This window comes from Cryobacterium sp. TMT2-14 (genome assembly GCF_004402465.1).
GTDB classification, from domain to species: domain Bacteria; phylum Actinomycetota; class Actinomycetes; order Actinomycetales; family Microbacteriaceae; genus Cryobacterium; species Cryobacterium sandaracinum.
The window spans coordinates 37,287-59,808 of sequence record NZ_SOFV01000043.1; the positions used below are offsets into that span (position 1 = coordinate 37,287).

Sequence of the window (22,522 nt, forward strand, 5' to 3'; positions counted from 1 at the left end):
CGGCGGTCAGTGAGACCGTTGTGTCGTGCCCCGGAAGAAAACGAGTTTGCCGGATGCGACAGTAACTCACTGCTGCGCCGGGATAATCTCCTGGCCGATCAACAACGATGTCCGACCGACCGGTCGGTTCGCATCTAGGATGGTCCCATGGATCGTCGGTCACTTATTCTCAGCGCAGCCCGAAACCTCACTCTCGAGCGCGGTGTTGTGCCGTCCTTGAACAGCACCGCGAGTGCTGCGGGGGTGTCGAAGGGCGGACTGATCCATCATTTTCCTTCGCGCGCGGCTCTTGTTCAGGGCTTGGCCATCGGGGCGTTGGAGGAGCTCGACGTAGCGATGCTTGCGGCGTCGATGGAGGGCCGGGCGGCGGAAGCCTGGCTCAGGCTTTCCGTGCCGACGGGTGATGACGTGGCTCTGTTCCGAGCTTTAGCGGTCGCGCACCGGGCGGTCGAGTCGCCGGGTGATGACGTCGCTACCGCCGCGCAGGAAGCCGGCTCTCGGTGGGAGGCCATGATTCAGAAGGAAACGGGCGACGTCACACGCGCGCGGGTGATCCGCCTCGTCGGTGACGGACTCGCAGCCAACGTGATCGCCGGCATCGAGCCTGCCCCCACCCCCGCACAACTCGACGCACTCCTCGACGCCCTGATCCCTCGACCCGGTGGTGCGTCAAGACAATGAGTGGAGCGCTACTGGGCGCGATTGCCGGCCTAGCGGCCCTCGACGCCTTCAATCCTGCGACCATCGTCGCCGTCACACTCATCCTGCTTGTTGCACCCAGTCGGCCCGGACTAACGGCACTGGTGACCATTCTCGGCGCGGCCACAACCGTGTTCGTGGCGGGTGCAGCACTGTTTCTCGGCGCTAGCGCAGCCGCAGGCGCCGTCGGCGGCATTGTGCTCGCGCTGCGCTATGTCGCCTTCGGGGCAGCGGGAGCCGCGGTGGTTATCGCTGGCGTTCGACGCTTCCGAACCCGACCCCGCAAACCCATCGAACTGCCCACGTGGTTTACCCCGTGGACTGCATTCCCTTTTGGCGCACTACTCACGGCCGCCGATCTGCCCAACGCGTTCCCCTACTTCATCGCTATCGAAAGGCTCCTCGACGCGCAAGCCAGCACAGGTGAAGCGCTCCTGGTGCTGGCCGGGTATACGGTCATCTACTGCCTACCCTGCCTAACGCTCCTAGTCATCGGCCTGCTCTCTCGCCAACGAACCCATGCGCTCCTGGCCCGCATCACCAACAGACTCGGAACCGGAGACGTCCCAGCGTCACATCCGGCGGCGATCGCGCTCATGACCCTTGGTCTCTTCGTCGGGACTCTGCCTCTCTGGGCTCTCAGCTAACATCGTCCGCCCCTTCTTTCTGGGTCTTCATCCTGTCTGGCCATTCGCGACGCATGGGTCCACTACCTCCTCGGTAGCTTCATCGAAGTGGTACTTCTCATCGCCATTGCCGTAACCGCATGGAAGTGGCCGCCGACTCAAGTCGCATACTCACCGACGTAGGCAACCAACGCGAAGAGCCCGCGTCACAGTCCCACGGACATCCACTCGCGGGAGCAACGACGCCGGGTGCACTGTGCTTGCTGCGCCAATTCCATGAGCGCGGTTGATGTTGCCGGAGATGGGCACTAAATTGTGGATTCCCTGAATTTAACCGTCGTCTTCACGCTTTTCTCCAGTCCAGCCAGTCCATATTCGACCTCACTGCCAACAAAGGGGATGTCCCTTGGATTCATTGAGAAGGCTCACAACCGTCGCACTCGCGGGGTTATCCGTGTTCGCTTTGGCCGCCTGCGGAACCGGAACAGCAGTAACCCCCAACGCGTCCGACGCCAGGGCGAGGTTAGCTCCAGCGGTCGCAATCGTGCCGACAACGGTCGCGTCTGGCGCATTCAGTGAGACGGCGCAGGTCTCCCTTGGGAAGGACGGGGCGCGCTCTACGGCCGGCGCGGCCGGAAGCGGTGACGTGTACTTCCCCAACGCCGGCAACGGCGGGTACGACGTCCAGCACTACGACCTTGCCCTTCGCTACACGCCGCCGACGGAACCCACGGTCCTCACAGGCCGCCTCAGCGGCGTCGCGACCATCACACTCCGCGCGAAGCAGGATCTGCAGTCGCTTAACTTCGACTTACGCGGCCTCGACGTTTCGTCGGTCCGGGTGGACGGCAAGGCGGCGGCACACGGGAAAGCGCAAGGCAAAGACAGCGCCGAGTGGTCACAGAAGCAGGACAATGCAAACCGATACTGGGAACTCACCGTTGAGCTGCGGCCGAAGCTCGAAGCAGGACAGACGACGACCATTGTCATTGAATATGGCGGGATCACCGGGCGGCCACTAGACACCACCGGGGCCCTTTACGGGTGGGTCACCACTGCTGATGGCGCGATGGTAGTCAACGAGCCCGATGGAGCGGCGACCTGGTACCCCGTGAACGACGACCCGGAAGACAAGGCAACTTACAGGTTCCGCATCACGGTGCCGGCCGGTAAGACAGCTGTGGCAAACGGGCTGCCCGCCGGGGCGCCCAAGACAAAGGCCGGCTGGACAACATGGACGTGGCGGGCATCCGACCCGATGTCCAGCTACCTGTCGACGGCGAGCGTAGGCGACTACGCCTTGTCCCGCGACGTGAGTCCGGACGGTCTGCCGATCATCAATGCGATCGACGATGGAGTGACGGGCGCGCCTCTTGCAGAAACAGCGGCGGCACTCGCGCTGCAGCCCCAGATGATCACCTTTCTGGAGGCCCAATTCGGGCGATACCCGTTCGAGTCGTTCGGCGCCATTGTCGACGACGACTCGGTCGACTACGCCCTAGAGACTCAGACCCGCCCGGTGTACTCCGAGGTCGCGGACGAAAACACAGTGGTGCACGAACTGGGGCACCAGTGGTTCGGCAACTCTGTGACCCCGGCTGATTGGAAGGACATCTGGCTGAACGAAGGCTGGGCGACCTATATCGAGTGGCTCTGGGCAGAACATCAGGGCACCGCATCAATTTCCAATCAGTTCGCCGACACGGTGGCATACCTGGACGCAAACGACGGCTGGGCACTCAACATCGCAGACCCGGGTCGCGACAGCCTCTTTGCGAATCCGGTCTATCTGCGAGGCGCGGCTACCCTGTACGCATTGCGCGCGAAGATCGGTGACGACGCGTTCTTCGCCGGCGCCCGCTTGTGGCTGACTGAGTACGACGACTCGAATGCGACCACTGCGGACTTCGAAGCCGTAATGGAAGAGAGCTCAGGCCAGCAACTCCAGACTTTCTTCGACGACTGGTTGCGCGAAGGCGACCGCCCGGCAATGCCCTAGCCACCAGCGCAGTCCCTGGCAAGGAGAACCCGAAGGTTCACGGCTCGATGTGCCCCGAGCAATCGAGCCCGACTGACTTCATGCGCCCGGACAAAGTGAAACACACAGCGTTCGAGACCATCCGACACAGGTGAACACAGAAAAACAGCCGGAGCTACGGCGCTGAAGAAGAACTCGCAGCCACACGAAACCGCAAGATCCACTCAAACCAGAAATCGTTCCTGAGAAGCCTCAGGTGCGATTTCTTTATATTTGCCTTCACTGATCCGGTTGACCGACGACTCTATCCAGTAGCGCTTGCCGAGGTTGGTCTTCCGGCAGCGTCAGGCCTTCACATCTCCGCGCCATCCGCCGTCGGAGGTTCCCTTCGCCTCGATGAACTCCTTAAAGTTCCTGAGGTCTTTTTTAATGGCGTGATCGTCGATACCGAGAGCGGCCCCAGCCTTCTCAAGCAGCCCTGTCGCCTCCCAATCAAGCTGTACCGTCACCCGTGTCTCGTTCGCGGCCAACTTATGGAACGTGACAACTCCCGCGTGGTCAACCTGGCCGCCGGTGCTGTTCCAGGCAACACGCTCGTCAGGGTGCTGCTCAGTTATCCGAGCCTCAAACTCGCGCTCCACGCCACCGACTTTAACCTTCCACTCGGTGAGAGTGTCGGTCACCTGCGTGACGGATTCAACAAAACTGAGAAACTTTGGAAACTCCTCGAATTTTGTCCACTGGTTATACGCGACGGTAACGGGAACGTTGACGTCGACAGTCTCGATGGCGTTGGGCATGATGACCTCCTAATGCGAATTCGACGGATGAAATAGTTTCTGCAATCCCATTCACAGTACCGAAGGCTAATCCAAGGTCAACCCGGGTAAGGAAAAACTCGCGGGAACGAGAAGGTTCCTGTGCGCGGAACCTCAGCAGCGTGAACAGGCGATGGGACGGGCTGAACGACGGGCGAGGGAGACTCTTCAGAATCTCTTTCGGTCCCAGGGCGAAGGGCGACCAAAATGCACTTCAGATCGATGACGATCGCGGCCGTGGGGCTAAGCGACGTCGCCCCGGCACCCAACTCTTGCATGCCGTGCAGAATCGCCTCGACTGCCGCTACGGCGGCATCAAGGGGCGCGCTATCACGCGGGCCATCGTCCGGGGCACGCAAGGTTTCTGCGACTGCGTGCAGGGCATCGCTGAGAACCGGAGGCAGTTCGGGCGGCAGCTCAAGGGGAATCGGTTTACCCCAGATCATGCCCGCAAAAACCTCGGTCAGGTTGCGCACGTGAAAGGTGACGTTCTCCAGGGCCGCGAGGTACTCCTAGTCAACAACAAGATTTCTGCGGTTGAAACGAGCGCGAGGGTTACCCTTACGACTCTCATCGGCGCGTTGCACAGCCGACCTGACGTCTCGTGCCGCGTCCGTGAGTGCGCTGCCCCTGGTCGCCCGGAGTTCACGCTCGGGAGGCCAACTCCCAACCAAGGCCACGCCGATATCGCTGAGGTGCGTGGCGAGGGTGCCTCAAAAACTGCTCAACCGCTCGACCTCCGCCCACAGTAAGCCATCGCATGCCTCCGATAAGGGGGCTGAGGCCGATGACCAGCCAGATCGTCTAAACGCTGGGCTCGCTCAGGATGAGCACGGCCCCGGCGAGGGCGATTCCGAAGGCCAGCCCAGCGAGGGTTTGTAAAGCGCTGCGGAGCGAACGCATGAGGGTTGGGTGCATGCTCAGAAGTGCGCCCAGCGGCGCGTAGTACCGCAATTCCTGAGCGTTTCCAGGGAGGAAAGGGAACGGTGTCCAGGCAATCGCCACAGCAACAGAGATCTCGGTGATCTGGAGGAATCGCGGAGGTTGGAGACGACGACGAACCGACGTCACCGTCTCATGCCGCTGCATCTCTTGCGCTGCTCATTCAAAAAATTATTTCGCGTGACGTTGAGACCAGATCAACTTCTGAGATGCTCTGAACGCTCGTTCGCGCGTTGCTCGCCAGGAATGCATACGATAACCAAGTGACTTTGCCGAACGGATTTCATCTAGCGAACCGAGAGTTCTTTGCCCGCGAGGTGCTCAATGTCGCACCCGAAATTCTCGGCTGCATCCTTCAACGCACCGATGACGACGGCATTGTGACCATTCGAATTACCGAGGTCGAGGCGTACGCGGGTGAACGCGACCCCGGCGCACACGCCTATCGGGGCCAGACGAATCGGAACAAGACAATGTTTGGTCCCGCCGGGCACCTCTACTGCTACTTCACCTATGGAATGCACCACTCGCTGAACCTCGTCGCCGGACAACCAGGACAGCCATACGGTTGTCTCATCAGGGCGGGAGACGTGATGGGAGGTGCCGCCATTGCCCGCAGCCGTCGAGAAAGCAAACCACGAAAAGTTCCTCTTCCCAGTAGCAGTTTGGCGCGGGGCCCAGGCTGCGTTGCCCAAACCTTCGGGGCAACCCTGGCAAACGACGGTGACGATCTTTTTGGCGGACAGTGGAAGTTTTTCGTTCCGGACGATGGCCTGGTGTTACCCCACCGAACCGGACCACGCGTTGGCGTCAGCGGACCCGGCGGCAATGCGACGAATTTCCCCTGGCGATACTGGTTAGCTGATGCGGCATCCGTCTCAACCTACAAACCAGGCCGCCCGTAACCGTGGCTCGCCGTTTGTATGCATTGGTGGTCACGAATGGCTAGATTTTCGTCAGGGCCTCGCCCTTGTGCATCGCCACGTGGTCGGTCGTGTCACTCGTGATCTCGTACTGCGGATCATCGGGACTGCAGCGGTGAGTGTGCCCCTTGTATTCCTCGTCTATCGTATGAATTTTCGCGATGGTGCCGTGCACATGGCCGGCCTCGGAGTTCCAGCGCACGTGATCGCCGACTGAGTATTTTTTTGTCATTGGTATGCCTTCCACTGCCATAATCTTGCTGGATCTTTCGAGCGTATTCGCTGCACCATCTTGCTTCGAATTGGCACCCTCGGGTTTCACTCTTCCGGTGGATACCAGAGGCGGTTACCGTCGACTTTCGCGAAGCTGGTGAGGGTGTGGGGCTTGGTCGAGGTCAGGCTCATGATGTCGGCAACCTGCAGACCGCGAGCCAGCAACGCGTCTCCGATCAGTGATCGGTGACAACGCCAGGGCACGGCCTCGGCACACATGATCGCCACCGTCTGCTTCTTCGTCAGCGCCACCAACTCGTCAACGCCGGCAACGAACTCGGGCGTTTGCATGTAGTCGGCATAGTTGCGAAAGCTTCTGTTACGCCACGCTCCGTTGATAGATGCTTCTGCCGCCGGAGTGTGCCGTAACCCGCCTAGCTCGGGAAGTCGCTGATAGTCAATACCTGCCTCCGGCATGCTTGTGTCGAGTTCGTGTTCCCCAAATTGTGGGTTGTGACGAGACCCGGGAACGGTGCGAACGTCGATGAGTCGTTCGACACCATTTGCTTTCAACATTCCAACGAACTCATCAACGGGATGAGTGGAATGCCCGATCGTGTACACACAGATTCCGGCCATGTTCCCATTGAACCGCAATGCTGAAGCCCGCATCAGAAATGTCAGATTTATGCGCCCGACACTCGGCTCCGCGATAAAGGGCGCAGCCTCGTATGGTGGCATCGCTCTGTTGCCGTCCTGAAGCCGTCGGTAACCTGATCAGTGACGAAGCTTCTTCGTTCCAGTCCGCCGGTTCACGCGGGCAAGGCGAGGATACCTCCGGTGAAGCCGCTGTCACTGGAAGTCCTGAACGAACGGAAGAAAGCATGCAATCTATCCCGGCCCGTTCCGACCATTCGCATGCGAATAAAACTGCAGGGGCTGGTGGTGTCCCACTGACAGTGTCAATGCCGGTGGGCGTAGCCCGGGCTGGAGTCATTGTGCTCCACGAGGTCTGGGGCCTCTCCGCACCGGTCACCGCTCTCGTCGTCCGCCTAGCCGGCTGCGGCTATATCACCGCCGCGCCGCACCTCTACCACCGCATCGCAGACCCCGTCGTCACCAATGGGAAATTCACACAAGCCCGCCGTCACCACGACACCCTCACGAGGGAAGGGCTCACATTTGACATCGAGAGCGCCTTGTCCTGGGTCCGTGCCCAAGGAGCACAGAAAGTAGCGGTAATAGGATTCTCCCTGGGAGGCACCCTCGCATTGTGGGCGGCAGCAACACTGCACATCGATGCCGCAGTCACCTTCTACGGTGCCGGCCTGGCTTCGCCACGCTGGCCTGGCATCCTCAGCGGAATCGATGCCGTACGCGTGCTCAAGGCTCCCTGGTTGGGAATATATGCCGGCACAGACGCCAGCACCCCGGCCCGTGACCTCCAACAGGTGCGCGAAATCCTCACCCACAACACCACGCAATCCGCGGTGGTTGTTTACCCTAAAGTCCGTCACGGCTTCGCCCTGGACCCGGACCTTCCACGCCACGCCGCAGACGAGGCGACAGACGCATTCGAGCGAACATCCCTCTTCCTAAAAACCCATTTACGCTAAACCAGCCAGCCAGTTCCGTAAACGGTGTCGCTCGTCGGTCACCCGGCGCATCACACCTAGCGCCATACGCCATGCACGTGGCCCAATGAGGACGGAATGGCCCATCATCGATACAGCAACAAACCGGGAGCGCATCAAGAGCCGCACCGCGTTATAACTCCACGTCAAGGAGAAGCCCGATGCAACTGGCCGCGTCGTGCTGCGCTGCCCCGCACTGGCCGCCAGCCCGACCGTGACCTGCCCCTTATGAGAACTGCTCAAGACCGTGACGGACAAGATCCGCCCCGCGGTCGACGTAGAAGATCTGCCCGACTTCGCGGACAAGATCTGCAGCCAGCATTCCGTGTCCTTTGACATTGCCAACAACCGGCGCAACGCGGAGGCGTTCGAATACGGCACGAAGGAATGGGATGAATTCCACGACCATGCTCGCAACTCCATCGAGTCCCTGAACGACCAGATCAAAAGCAACGGGCCTGAGGACATCGAGTCCGCCAGGCGCCGCCGAGTGCGCGGATTCGGCGCCGCGCAAATTATCGTCGCCATCCTGCTGACGAACTTCAACCTCCGCAAAATCGCCGCTTTCATCAGCGACAAAATTAGGGACAACGCAAAAAACACGTTCACGGAGAACCCGTCGTCCGCCCGATTCGCCGCCGCGACCGCGAATGGCACAACCCCTACACCGACACCTACCCGGCCGGCGTGATGCGGCCCGACAAGGTCAAACACCTCGCATCGGACGAAACCGGCGGACCACCGCTACGGACCTAACAGTCCCGCTCAGGACCAGATACCGCTCAGATGGCAAAAACACTTAGCATTCGAGACAATCCGGCGCGCGCGCAAACGCTTAAAAAGCTGCAGGACAGCCGATGGCACGACCACAACTCAAGCATCGCGACCGAAATCGGACGCGAGAACCCCTTCAACCAGAAATCGCTCCCGAGAGGCCTCAGGAGCGATTTCTTTTTGTTTCGACCGGACCATTTCGTGAAGAGTTTCGCGAACGGCCCTTTGGTCGGGCTGACAGGATTTGAACCTGCGACCCCTTTAAGGTTCAGGCCTTAACTTCGATTTCGCCAAATGTCTTGGAAAACTCGCGGATTCCCGTGTTTTCACAGGGAACCGGGCGGTTCACTATAACTAACTGCACCCGGTCGATTACGGTCGGCCAAGAATGATTTTGATGGGTAAGCGATGGGCAACTGCATCCACTCGAACCAAGGACGACTGATAGTCGTCTCGACGGTATCGCCCACCCGGAACTGCTGCAGAGTACCCGCGGATTTCCACGGTTTGCGTGTTCAGCCGGTTGTGCAGGAAGCCATAAGCCGATCCGGTCGGCCCAGACCACGTTTTCAGGCGGCTTCGACACTAATGAACCACGGACTATGGCGAATCGAATGATGCCCAGATTAGAAGCAACAACCTGGCCAGCCTCGGAAAAGCTGCCGTCCGTACCGGCTGGCATGCCCGGCAGCGGTCACCGTTGCCGGGTGTCTCGATACTCAGCGACGCTGTAATCCTCTTTCTGGATCTGCAAGTGGACCCACGTTGAAAGCCCTACGACCCGTGGCTCGCGTCGAAGCGTCTCCACGAAGTCGTTCGCCTCCCGCAGAGTATTGAAAACTGCTGTGGCGATGATGCCGAAATCACCCGTCGTCGTGGCAATGAACTCTGCACCCAGTCTGCTCAGGACTTCTACACAAGTGCCGCTCGCTCCCTGGTGTCGCACGCCCAGACCGAGTGCGATCGTGTGTGCGCGGCCAAAATCCCGCTTCGGCACTGCGACCACACGGATTATTTCGCCATCGATGAGCCTCGTCATCCGGTGACGTGCGGAGCTTTCAGGCAGACCGAGCGCCTCGGCAAGCACCCGCACGGGAGCGCGACCATCTCGTTCGAGCGTTTCTATCAGGCGCATATCAAGCTCGTCGAGATAGGACTCATCCTCTGCCTGCAACGTGGGTGCGTAAATATTATGGACGATGCTTTCATAACGGTGCACCTGGATCGAAAGCACCTCGACGTGTTCTCTGATCGCAGCAAGTAACTCGACCAGTTCTGTCTCGAAGCGACATCGCACCTGAACGCACAGCCCCGCATCGCCGGTCGTTGTAGAGACGTAAGTCGTCAGTGATGACCCGACCATTTCTTCGTAAAGAGCACTTGCGTCACCACGGAGAACAATGTGAAGGTGACCCTCGACTTGAAAGCCAAACATGCGCGGATTGACGCTCGCCGTGAATCGCAGCTGACCGCTGTCGACCACTGATTTCACGATTTCAGAAACACGATTCCTGGTGAGCTCGAGCGCCTCTGCAATGGATGAGTAAGACGCACGCCCATCACGACGAAGGTAGTCAATGACGCGATCCTCTTCAATTGAGAACCCTAAGCTGCCCGGCACTTTTCGCCTCGTCTCAAGATCAGGTCCAGGGACTCCTGCACCACGAAAATACAAATCCGTGCGCATTCACCCTGATTGTTGGGAAACTGTATAAATATTCTCCGATTCTGGATAGTCTTTGTCCATAATATCTGGAATTAAGGCCTGAATAGCATCAACAATGGGGCTGGTCGTCGCTCAGGTCAACAACCGCGCCCCGTGCGGACTCTGAGGGGGAACCGTGAAGGTCATTATTGTTGGCGCAGGCCTCGCGGGCCTGACGGCCGCATGGAAGCTGAGACAACTCGGTCATGACCCTGTTGTTCTTGAGGCTCGCAACAGGGTCGGTGGGCGCACGTGGTCAGAGACACTCGGCAACGGTCAGGTCACTGAGCGCGGTGGGGAGTACATCTTTCCCACAGAATCTGCTATTCGTCGTTTGTCAGCGGAGGTTGAGGTTCCGATTCTCACTCACAATGTGCGGTACGCACGGCGAACCGTCAACGGTTCACACTTGAGCCTCAGCGAGCTGAATGCAGTAAGTGGTCGTCTCATCCGCACGCTAGAGCGGATGCTCGCAGATGGCGTGACCAAGATCTCGGTAGACACCGTATTCAAGGAGACGATTGGCTCAGGTTTTCACGGCCACCCGGCGTATCGGCGAATAGCAACATCGCTTGCCGGTGATCCTGAACTAATCAGCGCAGAAGCTGCCCTGATGCATGAGTCCTCGGCCGATGGAGGTTACATAGAGGACGGCGGCCGATTCCTCAGGGGCAACCAGTCGCTCGCCAGTGAACTCGCCCGCTCGCTTGGCCCGGCCATAAGGCTGGAGTCCCCCATAACCGCGATAGACCAGTCGAGTTCGGGTATTCAGGTGAACCTCCGCGACGGCAGCACAGTCGATGGGGACGCTGCAGTGCTCGCAGTGCCGCTCCCAATCCTGCGCACGCTCAACCTCGGGTTCACGCTCCCTGCTACCCAGCGAGCTGCGCTTGACCACCGTTCGATGGGCACGGCAGCAAAGCTCGGCGTTCCTCTGTCTGCTGTCGATGACGACACAGCACTCCAGAGCGCTGATCATGCGTGGTGGTCGTGGCGCTCCATGTCGGTCGATGGGGAAAATCGTGTGCCGGCGCTCTCGTGCTTCGCTGGCGGATCCCGCACACTGAAGTCACTCGATACGGCGAACGGGCCCCAACGCTGGGTTGCCGAACTGAAAAAAATGCGCCCTGAACTGGACATCGACGGGGATGTGCTGCTGACCGACTGGACAAACGACGAGTGGACACTAGGGTCCTACTCAGCGCCGTCCCTCGAATGGAGGCCAGAGGACACGACCGCATTTGACAGCGCGGCAGGGCTCGTTGCAATTGCTGGCGAGCACACCGGCCTCCAACAGTCCCTGAACGGGGCGGTCGTGTCCGGTTTTCGAGCAGCCAGAGCGATCTTGGCCGTCGCAAATGAAACTCAAGATCTGTGAAGGCCGGCCTGGTGGATGCAGCAGACGTGATCGTCATCGGCGCCGGATTCGCCGGACTCGTGGCCGCACGAGAACTCGGGAACAGTGGTCACAGAGTGATCGTGCTCGAGGCTCGCGACCGAGTTGGCGGTCGCACGTGGACCGAGCATGCTTTAGGGCACGACCTGGAACTGGGCGGCACCTGGGTGCACTGGGTACAACCCCACGTGTGGGCGGAAATGACTCGGTATGGTCGGAAAATCGATCGCAGCCCGATCGCCGAAGATGCCTACTGGCTCGGTGCAGGAGGCGCACCAAGAAAAGGCACACTCGAAGACTTCATGGCTCTCATCCATGAAGGGCAACGTCAGGTAGTTGAGGATGCGCTCACTGCCATTCCGCGAGCGGTAGATCCAACAGTCGGCGGAATCACCGAACGGGATGACCAGTCACTACAGCAGCGCCTAGACGAAATACTCCTGGACGATGAGGCCCGCTACGCGAACGAATCTGTGTGGGTCGGACACGTGAACGCACCACTGCACGAGGTCGGTCTCGCCAGCGCTCTACGCTGGGCGAGCGCGGCCGGCGGCCACTGGCCTCTCATGCACGAGGCCTCGTCGACCTATCGAGTAGCGGGAGGCATGTCGTCCTTCACGGCAGCAATCGCCGCGGACATCGGCGGCGACATCCAACTCAGCTCGACAGTCACGGCCATCAAGCACAATGCGCACGGGGCCACCGTCACTCTCTCCGACGGTCGACAGCTGCGGGCGCAGCGAGTGATTATGACCCTGCCCATCAATGCCGTCGATACGATCACCATCACGCCCCCACTCCCCGAAGTTTGGAGGCGCGCCAACCGCGAGCGCGTGGCATCACAGGGAATCAAGGTGTGGATAAAGGTGCGCGGTCGTCTGCCACGGTTCTTCGCTTACGCGTCTCAGCACCACCCGATCTCGGTGCTCAAGAGCGAGTTCATCGAGGAAGACCATTCGATTCTGGTTGGCTTCGGGCCGGATCACACAGCCATTGACGTGAACAGCATCGAACAGGTCCAGGCGGCCGTGGGAGTGTGGCGTGATGACCTTGAAGTGATCGACGTTGCTGCGCATGACTGGATGAAGGATCCCTTGTCGAAGAATACGTGGATGACCCACCGGCCAGGACAGCTCACTCGTGACCTTTCAAAATTGCAGCTGGCGGATGGCGTGCTCCACTTCGCTGGATGCGACACCGCCGATCTCTGGGGCGGGTTCATCGACGGCGCCATAGAGAGCGGGCTTAGAGAGGCCCGCCTCGTTTCGACGTTGCTCGCGAAATGAAGCCATCGGGCCTGATCTGGTGCGGCCCGACAGCTCCACAATCACTCACTCTCTGACCAGAGACTAGGTCAGTGACACTCCTGCATCACCGGTGTCTTCAAGCAGCACCCCGGAATCGACGTTCCAGCTCATTGACGCACGAGTACCCGGCTCCCGCACAACAGCGGAGTGCGCCTCACGAACAGTGCCGGTGCTGCCATCCGGAAGTTGCACCTCGCAACGCCAGGCTGCACCCAAATAGTTTGCGTCCAGCACGATCACTGGCAGCGAGTTCACCTGCGAAGACTCCGGAACGGTGCCTTCATCCTGAAGCGTTATGTTCTCGGGACGAATGAGAATCGCTAGCGAAGCTGAACTCCTGTGGCCGGGAACACGGACTTCATGTCCGGAAATATCCAGGGTGGTCATTCCGCCGAGGGAATCGACCGCCCGGCCGGACAACACCGTAGATTCACCGAGAAAGCGCCCAACAAAAAGGGTCTCAGGCCTTTGATAAAGTTCTGTCGGACTGCCGACCTGTTCTATCTTCCCGTTGTTGAATACTGCGATTCGGTCAGAAAGAGACAAAGCCTCTTCTTGGTCATGCGTCACGTAGACAAATGTTGATCCAACCTCGCGGTGGATTCGTTTGATCTCTTTCTGCAGCCATTCGCGCAATTTCTTGTCGAGGGCACCGAGCGGCTCATCCATGAGCAGCACGCGTGGCTTGTAAACGAGCGAGCGAGCGAGAGCCACTCGCTGTTGTTGACCACCCGAGAGTTCCGCCGGATATCGATCGCCGAATTCCCCCATGCGCACCATATCGAGAGCACCCGCGACCATCGCCTTTTGCGCTGATTTCGCAATCTTGCGCCGGTCCAGGGGGTAGGCAATATTCTCGAAGACGGTCTTGTGCGGGAAAAGGGCGTAATTCTGAAACACCATGCCGATGTCTCGTTTGTGGGGAGGCATCTTGGCAACAGGCTTGCCGTAAATGTGAAGCAGCCCCTCCGTTGCAGTGACGAAGCCAGCGATCATGTTGAGAGTCGTCGTCTTCCCGGACCCCGATGGGCCGAGAAACGTCATGAACTCCCCCGGCTCTACGACGAGGTTGATCGCATCAACGACAGCTTTACTCCCGTAGCGCTTTGTCACATCGCGAAGGCTGATGCCCGCGTCGTTGATCACGCCAATGACCTCAGTATTGAGGTGCAATTGCCGGAGTTCACGTTCGTTTTGGTCTCGTGCGGCAGTGGTACTTTCCGGACTCATGCCGAAACTCGCTTTCTCTTGCGGGTAGCAAATTGTGCGGTGAGCATCACAAGCACTGACGTGAACATCGCCACGACGGCGACGGCAGCGACAGTTGGATCACTCGCCTGAGTCACGCTGTTGTAGATTTTCACCGGCAGCGTCTGCAACTGCGGACTCTGGATGAAGAGCGACAGAATGATCTCATCGAAGGACGTGACGAAGGCGAACAACGCTCCCGCCGTCACCCCGGGCATGATGAGCGGGAGGGTGATGCTGAAAAAGGTGCGTAGACGGCCAGCCCCCAACGTGGCTGACGCCTGCTCCAAGCGAGGATCTACGCCTTGGAGCGAAGCCGTCACATTGAGAATGACCAGTGGCAGCGCAACCACGGTGTGCGCCAGCACAAACCCGGGAAGGGTGCCAAGGAGGTTGAAGCGCAGGAAAAGCGAGTAAAGCCCAATGGCGATCACAATGCCGGGGACGATGAGCGGAGTGAGGAAGTAACTTTCCAGCAACGCCTTTCCGCGGAATTTGACCTTGGACAGCCCGATTGCCGCCATGATCCCAAGCGACGTCGCGACAACCGTGGTGATGAGGGCCACCTGCAGCGATGAGCCCAAGGCGCGCAACCATGATGGGTCGGTTAGGAAGTTCTCGTACCACTGCAAGGAGAAACCCTGGGGTGGAAAATTGAACGACGCCGCCGCGTTGAACGACATAGGAATGATCACCAGGGTGGGAAGGAGTAACCAGAGAACGATGAGAACCGCCAGGGCACTTAGTGCGCGTTTCATTGTCATTTGGCCCGCCCCACAAACAGATTCGCGCCCTTAGACACGCGGCTCAGGAGCGCAAGCACCACGATGGTCGTTGTGAGCATGAAGATTCCAAGGGCGGTGCCGTGGCCCCACATGAGGAAGCCACTGATCTGCTGGTACATGAGTGCAGACATCATGATTTCCTTCGACGAACCCAATAGCGCGGGGATGATGTAAAACCCGAGTCCCAGAATGAAAACCGTTACCGAACCCGCAAATATCCCTGGTCGAGAAAGCGGCAAGTAAACCGTGAAGAATGCCGTGACGGGTCTCGCCCCAAGGTTCGCCGCAGCGGGTAGCAACCGCTTGTCGATCTTGGCAAGCGCGGAATAAAGGGGCAGCACCATGAACGGCAGTAGCACTTGGGACATGCCGAGAGCGACGCCAAAAGTGCTTCGAATCAGCGGCAGTGGACCGATCCCGAACAACGTCTCAAGAAGCCCGTTGATGGGGCCGGTGTCTTGCAGGAGAACCATCCACGCGAGTGTGCGCACCAAGATGCTGGTCCATAGGGGCAGCATGATGAAGAGCTGCAACATATTGCGAGTGCGATCACTCACAATCGTCATCAGATACGCGTAAGGGTAAGCGATGAGCAAGCAGACGAGCGTAACGACGAGCGAGGTTCCGAATGTGCGAAACGCGACCACCATGTTGGTCGGAGTGGTGAACAGCCACACGTAATTCTGGATTCCCAGCGTTGGATCGCTGATGCTCCGGATGAAGACATCAATGAGTGGCGCGAGAAAGAAGAACGAGACGACTGCAAAGGCTGGTAGCAGCAGCAGAAACGGGCGCCAATTCTTTGGCTCTCGAATCGTCCTGCTCGTGTCACCGCCGTCAACGGAGCGATTGCCCCGGCCGCGGATGGATAGAACAGCCATGCCGGTCAGCTGCCGGTAACCCAGCTGGCCCATGCGGCCGACAGGGCATCGTAGTTCTCCACCCAGAAGTCAATGTTCGGAGCGTGCCCGGTCTTGAGATGCTCTGTGGTGAGCCACGTCTTCAACGTCGCGTCAACCTTTGGCTCCGCGTCGACATTCACCGGCCCATAGGAGGTCAGCTCCGTCATGCGTGCCTGCTGTTCTGCGCCGAGGTAGAAGTTCACGGCGGCGAAGGCCGCCTGCGGATCCTTGACACCCTTGGGAATGGCAGTCGAATCGACCATGATCATCCACTCGTCCCACATAGGAGCAACCGGCGCGCCGGCCGCCGCTGCACCGTATCCGCGGCCTGACCACACCAGCCCCATGACAGCTTCGCCCGATTCAAGCTGCTGCTGTGCCTGAGCGCCGGAGGTCCAGCCGATGACGTTGTCACCGAGGGCACGGTACTTGTCAAAGGCGGTCGCGATGTCGGCGACCTGCACGTTGTTGATATCTTCGCCGTCCGCCGCCAGGGCGAACTCCACCGTCTGGGGGTCGACATACGGGGATTGGCTGACCGTACGCTTGCCCGGGAACTTGTCGGTATCGAAGAAATCGGCAGCACTGGTTGGAGGGTTGTCGCCGAACGCATCAGTGTTGTAAGCGACGACCAGACCATAGAGAATATTCGGCACCATGCATTTGTCTGTGATCGTCCCCTCGGGAACCTTCGAGATGTCCACCTGCGAGTAGTCATACTCTTCGTACAGCGTTCCACAGCCACGGGCGGTGTCGAACTGCGTCGCGTTTGTGATGTCCCAGGTCACGTTTCCGCTGTCAACCATGGCCTTGAGTTTGCCGGCGTCGAATGCGTCCTGCAAAAATTTCGAACCTGAGATTTTTGCGAAAGGATCCCACGCTGCGTCGCGTTGTCCATCCTGGAAAATACCGCCAGAAGCCGCGTAGGTGAGCGTGACACCATCAAAAACGCCCTCGGGGACGACTCCTGCCACCGGAGTGCCAAGGTCTCGATCTGCCACGGGTTCAGCTGCGTTACCTCCCGCGCAGCCAGCCATGATCAAAGTCGCCACTCCCCCCAACGCGATTGTGCTCAGTTGCCGCTTCAGTTTCTGGTTTCGCATGGTGATCCTTCTTCTTTCACTCCGTTGTGAAATCCCGTGAGACCCGTAGACACGCACCCGGTGCATGGCCAGCCCGTGGAATCGGTTGGCCCCAACGTAGCAATACCGGTCCGGAAGTGCGAACAATTTACCAATATCAGCCAACTTTGTCGGCGAAAAAAACGAAAATACGCACTTAGTAACCCTCAATTTTACAATTCCTCCCGTGCATCAGGACGAAATGTGCGCACTTCCGAACTCGCCGAGAAACGCGGTCACCTCCCGCTGGCACCCGGAAAACGCTCGCCTGGACCGAAGTATGGGCGCGAGTATGGGCCGAGCACCCAAACTGACTCGGAACAAGCCACCGTCCGCCGCAATTCGGGTCTGTTGGTGCTCAAGCTGTGGGGTCCCCGATTCGTTCCATCCACGACTCGGGGATATCCAAAGCCGTGAACCCTAACCTGGAATACAAGCCGTGCGCATCGTTTGTCGAGAGAGCTATTCGTCGCAGACCAAGTGGTTCACACTCTTCCAAGACTCCATCGATGAGAGCACCGCCTATGCCGCGGCCTCGAACCTCGGGGTCGACGAATACGTCGCAAAGCCATGCAAAAGTCACTCCATCCGTGATGACCCGGGCGTAGGCGACTTGCTTGTTTGATTCGGTGTGGTAGATACCGAAGTTTCGTGAGCCGTCTATGGCTGCGTCCTGCCTGGCACGTGACCGCCCTGGCGCCCAATAGGACAGCTCGCTGATCCAGCGATGCACCTGGTCACGGTCTATCTCAGCGACGTCGGCTGAGAACCGATAGTACGAATCCATTCCCCATCCAATCGGTCTTGGGCGGACTGCGCCCCGGCAATCGCCCGATAGCACGTGATTATGCACATCCATGGTTGGATGCCGGCTAGAGGAGCTTCTCTATCTCGACGAACTCGATCGTGTTGGCCCCACGATTGATTACTGTGTGCTCAGCGCCGGCCGGGCGTGTGTAGCTCTCCCCGAGCCGAATCTCCGCCACGATCTCCGAGCCGTCGGAGTTCAGCACTCGCATGCTGTCGTTGACGAGCGGCACCACCACGTACTCGAACTCGTGCACGTGCATAGGAATGGCGTCATTCGGCTCGATGGTCCACTTCGTGACCCTGAAGATCCCATTGTCGATCTGCGTTTCAGCGGTTGCCATGATCGCTCACCTGTTCTTCGTCGTGTCGTGGGACGTTCCCGGCCGCGCTGATCACTGGCCACGAGATGACCCCGGTGCAAGCTCGGGACGGTGGACCGGGGTCAGCGGAAGGCGGCGACTCCGGTGATGTGGTTGCCGACGATCAGCGTGTGAACCTCATCGGTGCCCTCGTAGGTGCGCACGCTCTCGAGGTTGTTCGCGTGGCGCAGCGGCGAGTAATCCAGAGTGATGCCGTTGCCTCCGAGCACTGTGCGGGCCTCACGGCAGATGGCGATCGCCTCGCGGGTGTTGTTGAGCTTGCCGATGGAGATCTGGTGCGGCTTGAGCGTTCCGGCGTCCTTGAGACGGCCCAGGTGCAGGGCGAGCAGCGTGCCCTTGTTGATCTCCAGCGCCATGTCGACGAGCTTCTGCTGGGTCAGCTGGTAGCCGGACAGAGGCTTGTCGAACTGCATCCGCTCACCGGCGTAAGCCAGGGCGGTGAGGTAGCTGTCGCGCGCCGCGCCCATGACACCCCAGATGATGCCGTACCGTGCCTCATTCAGGCAAGAGAACGGGCCGCTCAGCCCCTTGGCCTTCGGCAGCATCGCCGAGGCAGGCAGGCGCACGTTGTCCAGGTCGATCTCGCACTGGATGGACGCCCGCATGGAGAGTTTCGGTCCGATCACCGTGGCCGTGAAGCCGGCGGTCTCGGTGGGCACGACGAAGCCGCGCACCCCGTCGTCGGTGATCGCCCAGATCACGGCGACCTGGGCGACGGCGGCGAGCCCGATCCACCGCTTCGTGCCGGTGATCACCCAGTCGTCTCCATCGCGGCGGGCGAACGTGGTCATGCTGCTGGGGTCGGAGCCCGAGTTCGGCTCGGTCAGCCCGAAGCATCCGATCGCCTCGCCGGCCGCCATCTTCGGCAGCCACTCGTTCTTCTGCTCTTCCGAGCCGTGCTTGTGGATGGCGCTCATGGCGAGGGACCCCTGCACACTCACGAAGGTTCGGAGGCCCGAGTCCCCGGCCTCGAGCTCCAGGGCGGCCAGACCGTACTCGACACTGCTGCGGCCCGGGCAGCCGTAACCCTTCAGGTGCATTCCTAGCAGGCCGAGCTTCGCCATCTGGGGCACGATTTCGAGAGGGAAGACCCCGTTCTCGTACCAGCCGGCGATGTTGGGCCTGATGGTGGAATCAACGAAGGCCCGAACCGAATCGCGCAGCTTGACCTCCTCGGCGGTGAGCAGGGACTCGATGTCGATGAGATCCGAGGTGTCGATCAGAGGCGAGGCAACGATACCGGCGGGAGCTGTTGTCAAGGTCAGGTCGATGCGGGATGCGAGGTCAGTCATGGTTTCGCTTTCGTTAGGTTGAACCGGAAGTCAGAGGGTGGGGAGCGTCAGTCGCCCGTCGATGCGCCGAGGAACTCGCCAGGGGTTGTCAGGGTGGAGGGCATCCGAAAGGTGCGCGGGTTCGGCATTCTGCACCGCGACCGGTCGCACGAATCGGCCCAGCGCGCCCGCTCCAACGCTCGTCGCGTCGGACCGGGACGTGGCCGGCCACGGCCCGCCGTGCTGCATGGACCAGCTGGTGGCCACTCCGGTCGGCCACGCATTCAGCGCGACCCGGCCCACCTGCCCAAGCAGCCGCCGCACGACCTCCGCCGACTCCGGGTCGCCCGGGCCGCTGGTGAAGACAGATGCGACCAGGCTTGGCTGCAGGCGCGTCAGAGCATCCAGTGCAGCCCCGGCATCCTCGTATTCGCAGACCAGAGCGACCGGGCCGAAGCACTCTCCCAGCAGGCGTGAGCCGGGGTGAAGGTCCTCCAGCCGCACCAGGACGGCCTGCGGGGCGGCCACGTAGCCGTCAGCGGGGTCGGTCGGCGTTTCCCCGGTGACGACCGTCGGCGTGACGTTTCCCGCGACATCGGCGGCCTCGATGAGTTGCGCCACACCGGCCCGATAGCCGCACGCGATGCCGGCGGTCAGCAGCGGGGCCCGCGGGGCCTGCGACAGCTGGGCCAGCACTTCCTCGAAGATTCCGGCTCCCGCGGGGGCGAAGAGCAGCCCGGGTTTGGTGCAGAACTGGCCGGCACCGAGGGTGAAGGAGCCGACAAAGCCAGCTGCGATCCCCGCGGTGTCGGCCGCGGCATCCGTCGTGACGAAGACCGGGTTCACGGTTCCCATTTCGGCAAAGACCGGCACGCCGCGCGCGGCGGCGCGCTGCACGAGAGCCATCCCGCCGCCCTGACTGCCGGTGAACGCTACCGCCGTGACCTCGGAGGCGTCGACGAGCTGGAGGCCCGCGTCGAAGCCGACGACGAGCGCGTAGCTGCCTGCCGGGGCACCGGCCCGGTTGAGCGCGTTGGAGACCAGCTCCGCCAGTCGCACGCTGAGTCGCGGGTGGGCCGGGTGAGCCTTGACGATGACGGCGCAGCCGGCGCCGAGCGCAGTCGCCACGTCGTGGCCGATCACGCCGAACCCGAACGGGAAGTTACTCGCCCCGAACACCGCGACCGGGCCGAGGGGGATGTTCCAGCGGGACAGCGTGGAGTCGCCGCCGATGACTTCGGTGCTGGCACCCAGGTAGCTGCCCTCGGCCGCGACCGCGCCGTAGAAATCGGTGCTGGTGGCGCACTTGGCGAGTTCACCGCGCAGCCGGTCCGCGCCGAGGCCGGTCTCCTCTCCGGCGAGCTGAACGAGTTCGTCTTCGTGGGTTCGGAGGGATTCCGCAATCGTGGTCAGCCAGCCCTGCCGGGTCGCGGGGCTGGTGTCGGCGAGCTGGGATGCCGCGCCCTGCGCCCGCCGCAGGATCTCGGCGACCTGCTCCGGGGCAGTGTGAGAGACGCTTCCGTGCTGCGCGCCCGTGCGGGGGTCGTAGCTCGGGTCAACGGCCGAGTCGACGGCCGGTGCGAATGTTTCGGTCACGCGTGCACCGCCGCAGCGCCGACGGTCGATTCGGCATAGATGGTCTCGACGGCTGTCCGGAGCACGGCGAGCCCGTCTTCGAGTAGATCCTGTTCAATAACGAGCGGGGGCAGCAGACGGATGACGTTGCCGTATGTGCCGCAGACAAGCACGAGCACCCCCTGTTGGTGACAGCGGGCGGCAACGGCGGCGGCGAGCTCGGGGCGTGGTTCGAGGGTCCCGGAGTCGGCGAATTCGATTGCGAGCATGGCGCCGCGGCCACGGAAGTCGACGATGGGGGAATCCTCCGCCACGAGCGGCTCCAGGAAGCGGCGGGCCGTGCTCTCGATTCGCAGTGCCCCGGCGAGCAGGTCGCCGTTCTCGAACGCCTCGAAGACGCCGAGCGCGGCCGCGCAGGCCAGCGGATTGCCGGCGTAGGTGCCGCCGAGTCCCCCGGTGTGCACGGCGTTCATCAGTTCGACGCGGCCGGTCACGGCTGTCAGAGGCAGTCCTCCGCCGAGCGCCTTGCCCGTGACAAGGAGGTCCGCGGCAACGCCCTCGTGCTCGCTGGCGAACATCGTGCCGGTGCGGCCCATGCCGGCCTGCACCTCGTCGAGCACGAACACGATCCCGTGCCGGGCCGCGATGTCGCGGAGCCCGGCCAGGAAACCGGGAGCCGGCACGATGAAGCCGCCCTCGCCCTGGATGGGCTCGATCACCATGGCGGCGAAGGTCTCGGGACCGTGCTCGGCCAGAACAGCCTCGACCCCGGCGACCGCCTCGGCGGTGGCGTTCTCCGCGCCGCTCGGCCATCGCAGCGGAGCCGCCATCGGCGCACGCACGATCTCGGTGGGGAAGGGCCCAAAAGTGATCTTGTAGGGCTTCTCCTTGGCGGTCATGGCCATAGTCAGCAGGGACCGGCCGTGATAGGCGTCGTCGAAGACCAAGACCCTGGCCCGGCCGGTTGCGGCCCGGGCGATCTTGATGGCGTTCTCCACAGCCTCGGAACCAGTGGAGAACAGCGCCGTGCGCTTCTCGAAGTCGCCGGGCGTGTGGGCGTTCAGCCAGGAGCAGACCGCCGTGAACGACTCGTACTCGGTGACCATGAAACAGGTATGCGTGAAGCGGGCAAGCTGCGCGCTGACGTGCGCCTGCACGAGCGGATTGGCGGCTCCGACGCTGGTGACCGCGATACCCGAGGCGAAGTCGATGATGCGGTTGCCGTCGACGTCCTGCAGGATGCCGCCCTCGGCCCGTTCGATGAACACCGGCAGCGCGGTCCCGAACCCGCTGGAGACCTGTCGCATCCGCTCGGCCTGCAGCGCATTGGACCGAGGGCCCGGGATAGCCGTCCGGAGGAGTCGGGTCTGGGGAACGGTCGCTGTGTCCATCGACTAAAGGTAGGGCAGGCCACG

At 61.2% G+C, this 22,522-nt stretch carries 23 protein-coding genes; 8 read left to right on the forward strand and 15 right to left on the reverse strand.

From position 1 onward, the window contains the following. Positions 1-147: 147 nt before the first annotated feature. From E3O28_RS15135 to E3O28_RS15145, 3 genes are all read left to right on the forward strand, one after another. The gene (locus E3O28_RS15135; RefSeq protein WP_104101666.1) at positions 148-681 is read left to right on the forward strand and encodes a TetR/AcrR family transcriptional regulator; all 534 of its coding nucleotides are present in this window, start codon (positions 148-150) and stop codon (positions 679-681) included. Beyond that, positions 678-1,346: a GAP family protein gene (locus tag E3O28_RS15140; protein WP_104101668.1), complete on the forward strand. Its 669-nt coding sequence runs from the start codon at positions 678-680 to the stop codon at positions 1,344-1,346. The genes E3O28_RS15135 and E3O28_RS15140 overlap by 4 nt, the downstream gene beginning before the upstream one ends. Positions 1,347-1,971: 625 nt before the next feature. Further along, complete coding sequence (locus E3O28_RS15145) at positions 1,972-3,324, forward strand: M1 family metallopeptidase (protein WP_233191446.1); 1,353 nt, start codon at positions 1,972-1,974, stop codon at positions 3,322-3,324. 323 nt (positions 3,325-3,647) lie between these two features. Here E3O28_RS15145 and E3O28_RS15150 read toward each other — a convergent pair whose 3' ends face one another. The 3 genes from E3O28_RS15150 to E3O28_RS15160 all read right to left on the reverse strand — a co-directional run bounded on the left by E3O28_RS15150 (position 3,648) and on the right by E3O28_RS15160 (position 5,126). After that, on the reverse strand, positions 3,648-4,103 hold the full coding sequence (locus E3O28_RS15150) for an SRPBCC family protein (protein ID WP_104101671.1): 456 nt from the start codon (positions 4,101-4,103) through the stop codon (positions 3,648-3,650). A 77-nt stretch (positions 4,104-4,180) separates the two neighbouring features. After that, positions 4,181-4,597, reverse strand: coding sequence for a hypothetical protein (locus tag E3O28_RS15155; protein WP_134401126.1), 417 nt, complete (start codon positions 4,595-4,597; stop codon positions 4,181-4,183). A 328-nt stretch (positions 4,598-4,925) separates the two neighbouring features. Further along, positions 4,926-5,126 carry a hypothetical protein gene (locus E3O28_RS15160; RefSeq protein ID WP_134401125.1) on the reverse strand — a complete coding sequence of 67 codons (201 nt, stop codon included), beginning with the start codon at positions 5,124-5,126 and terminating at the stop codon, positions 4,926-4,928. 200 nt (positions 5,127-5,326) lie between these two features. Between E3O28_RS15160 and E3O28_RS15165 the strand changes: the two genes are divergently transcribed. Beyond that, positions 5,327-5,968, forward strand: a complete 642-nt coding sequence (locus E3O28_RS15165; RefSeq protein ID WP_104101678.1) for a DNA-3-methyladenine glycosylase — start codon at positions 5,327-5,329, stop codon at positions 5,966-5,968. Between the two features lie 40 nt (positions 5,969-6,008). Here E3O28_RS15165 and E3O28_RS15170 read toward each other — a convergent pair whose 3' ends face one another. Together E3O28_RS15170 and E3O28_RS15175 are read right to left on the reverse strand one after the other, a co-directional pair. Continuing rightward, positions 6,009-6,308: a DUF2945 domain-containing protein gene (locus E3O28_RS15170; RefSeq protein WP_347232396.1), complete on the reverse strand. Its 300-nt coding sequence runs from the start codon at positions 6,306-6,308 to the stop codon at positions 6,009-6,011. Beyond that, complete coding sequence (locus E3O28_RS15175) at positions 6,305-6,838, reverse strand: DUF488 domain-containing protein (RefSeq protein WP_134416658.1); 534 nt, start codon at positions 6,836-6,838, stop codon at positions 6,305-6,307. Before E3O28_RS15175 ends, E3O28_RS15170 begins: the two co-directional genes overlap by 4 nt. Before the next feature lie 326 nt (positions 6,839-7,164). Between E3O28_RS15175 and E3O28_RS15180 the strand changes: the two genes are divergently transcribed. Both E3O28_RS15180 and E3O28_RS15185 read left to right on the forward strand, forming a co-directional pair. Beyond that, a complete protein-coding gene (locus E3O28_RS15180) occupies positions 7,165-7,815 on the forward strand; it encodes a dienelactone hydrolase family protein (RefSeq protein ID WP_255570273.1) in 651 nt (216 codons plus the stop codon). A gap of 265 nt (positions 7,816-8,080) precedes the next feature. Beyond that, positions 8,081-8,524 carry a hypothetical protein gene (locus tag E3O28_RS15185; protein ID WP_134416662.1) on the forward strand — a complete coding sequence of 148 codons (444 nt, stop codon included), beginning with the start codon at positions 8,081-8,083 and terminating at the stop codon, positions 8,522-8,524. A gap of 777 nt (positions 8,525-9,301) precedes the next feature. Here the strand turns inward: E3O28_RS15185 and E3O28_RS15190 are convergent. Continuing rightward, positions 9,302-10,294: an Lrp/AsnC family transcriptional regulator gene (locus E3O28_RS15190; protein WP_134341939.1), complete on the reverse strand. Its 993-nt coding sequence runs from the start codon at positions 10,292-10,294 to the stop codon at positions 9,302-9,304. Positions 10,295-10,448: 154 nt separating this feature from the next. Here E3O28_RS15190 and E3O28_RS15195 point away from each other — a divergent pair, with 154 nt between their 5' ends. Together E3O28_RS15195 and E3O28_RS15200 are read left to right on the forward strand one after the other, a co-directional pair. After that, positions 10,449-11,690 (forward strand): NAD(P)/FAD-dependent oxidoreductase, encoded by a 1,242-nt coding sequence (locus tag E3O28_RS15195; protein ID WP_134341938.1) that lies wholly within the window; start codon positions 10,449-10,451, stop codon positions 11,688-11,690. Continuing rightward, positions 11,687-12,994, forward strand: coding sequence for an NAD(P)/FAD-dependent oxidoreductase (locus E3O28_RS15200; RefSeq protein WP_241973157.1), 1,308 nt, complete (start codon positions 11,687-11,689; stop codon positions 12,992-12,994). Before E3O28_RS15195 ends, E3O28_RS15200 begins: the two co-directional genes overlap by 4 nt. A gap of 63 nt (positions 12,995-13,057) precedes the next feature. On the opposite strand, the gene E3O28_RS15205 is transcribed toward E3O28_RS15200, so the two are convergent. From E3O28_RS15205 to E3O28_RS15245, 9 genes are all read right to left on the reverse strand, one after another. Further along, positions 13,058-14,245 carry an ABC transporter ATP-binding protein gene (locus tag E3O28_RS15205; RefSeq protein ID WP_134341937.1) on the reverse strand — a complete coding sequence of 396 codons (1,188 nt, stop codon included), beginning with the start codon at positions 14,243-14,245 and terminating at the stop codon, positions 13,058-13,060. Next, positions 14,242-15,027, reverse strand: coding sequence for an ABC transporter permease (locus tag E3O28_RS15210; RefSeq protein WP_134416664.1), 786 nt, complete (start codon positions 15,025-15,027; stop codon positions 14,242-14,244). The genes E3O28_RS15205 and E3O28_RS15210 overlap by 4 nt, the downstream gene beginning before the upstream one ends. Then, positions 15,024-15,962, reverse strand: coding sequence for an ABC transporter permease (locus E3O28_RS15215; protein WP_241973158.1), 939 nt, complete (start codon positions 15,960-15,962; stop codon positions 15,024-15,026). The genes E3O28_RS15210 and E3O28_RS15215 overlap by 4 nt, the downstream gene beginning before the upstream one ends. After that, the gene (locus E3O28_RS15220; protein ID WP_134341935.1) at positions 15,935-17,053 is read right to left on the reverse strand and encodes an extracellular solute-binding protein; all 1,119 of its coding nucleotides are present in this window, start codon (positions 17,051-17,053) and stop codon (positions 15,935-15,937) included. The genes E3O28_RS15215 and E3O28_RS15220 overlap by 28 nt, the downstream gene beginning before the upstream one ends. A 376-nt stretch (positions 17,054-17,429) precedes the next feature. After that, complete coding sequence (locus E3O28_RS15225; protein WP_347232397.1) at positions 17,430-17,930, reverse strand: GNAT family N-acetyltransferase; 501 nt, start codon at positions 17,928-17,930, stop codon at positions 17,430-17,432. Between the two features lie 13 nt (positions 17,931-17,943). Next, positions 17,944-18,222, reverse strand: coding sequence for a cupin (locus E3O28_RS15230; RefSeq protein WP_134373405.1), 279 nt, complete (start codon positions 18,220-18,222; stop codon positions 17,944-17,946). Positions 18,223-18,323: 101 nt separating this feature from the next. Continuing rightward, the gene (locus E3O28_RS15235; protein WP_134416666.1) at positions 18,324-19,553 is read right to left on the reverse strand and encodes an acyl-CoA dehydrogenase family protein; all 1,230 of its coding nucleotides are present in this window, start codon (positions 19,551-19,553) and stop codon (positions 18,324-18,326) included. Between the two features lie 30 nt (positions 19,554-19,583). Further along, the gene (locus E3O28_RS15240) at positions 19,584-21,128 is read right to left on the reverse strand and encodes an aldehyde dehydrogenase family protein (RefSeq protein WP_134416668.1); all 1,545 of its coding nucleotides are present in this window, start codon (positions 21,126-21,128) and stop codon (positions 19,584-19,586) included. Further along, positions 21,125-22,498, reverse strand: coding sequence for an aminotransferase class III-fold pyridoxal phosphate-dependent enzyme (locus E3O28_RS15245; RefSeq protein ID WP_134416670.1), 1,374 nt, complete (start codon positions 22,496-22,498; stop codon positions 21,125-21,127). The genes E3O28_RS15240 and E3O28_RS15245 overlap by 4 nt, the downstream gene beginning before the upstream one ends. Positions 22,499-22,522 lie beyond the last annotated feature (24 nt).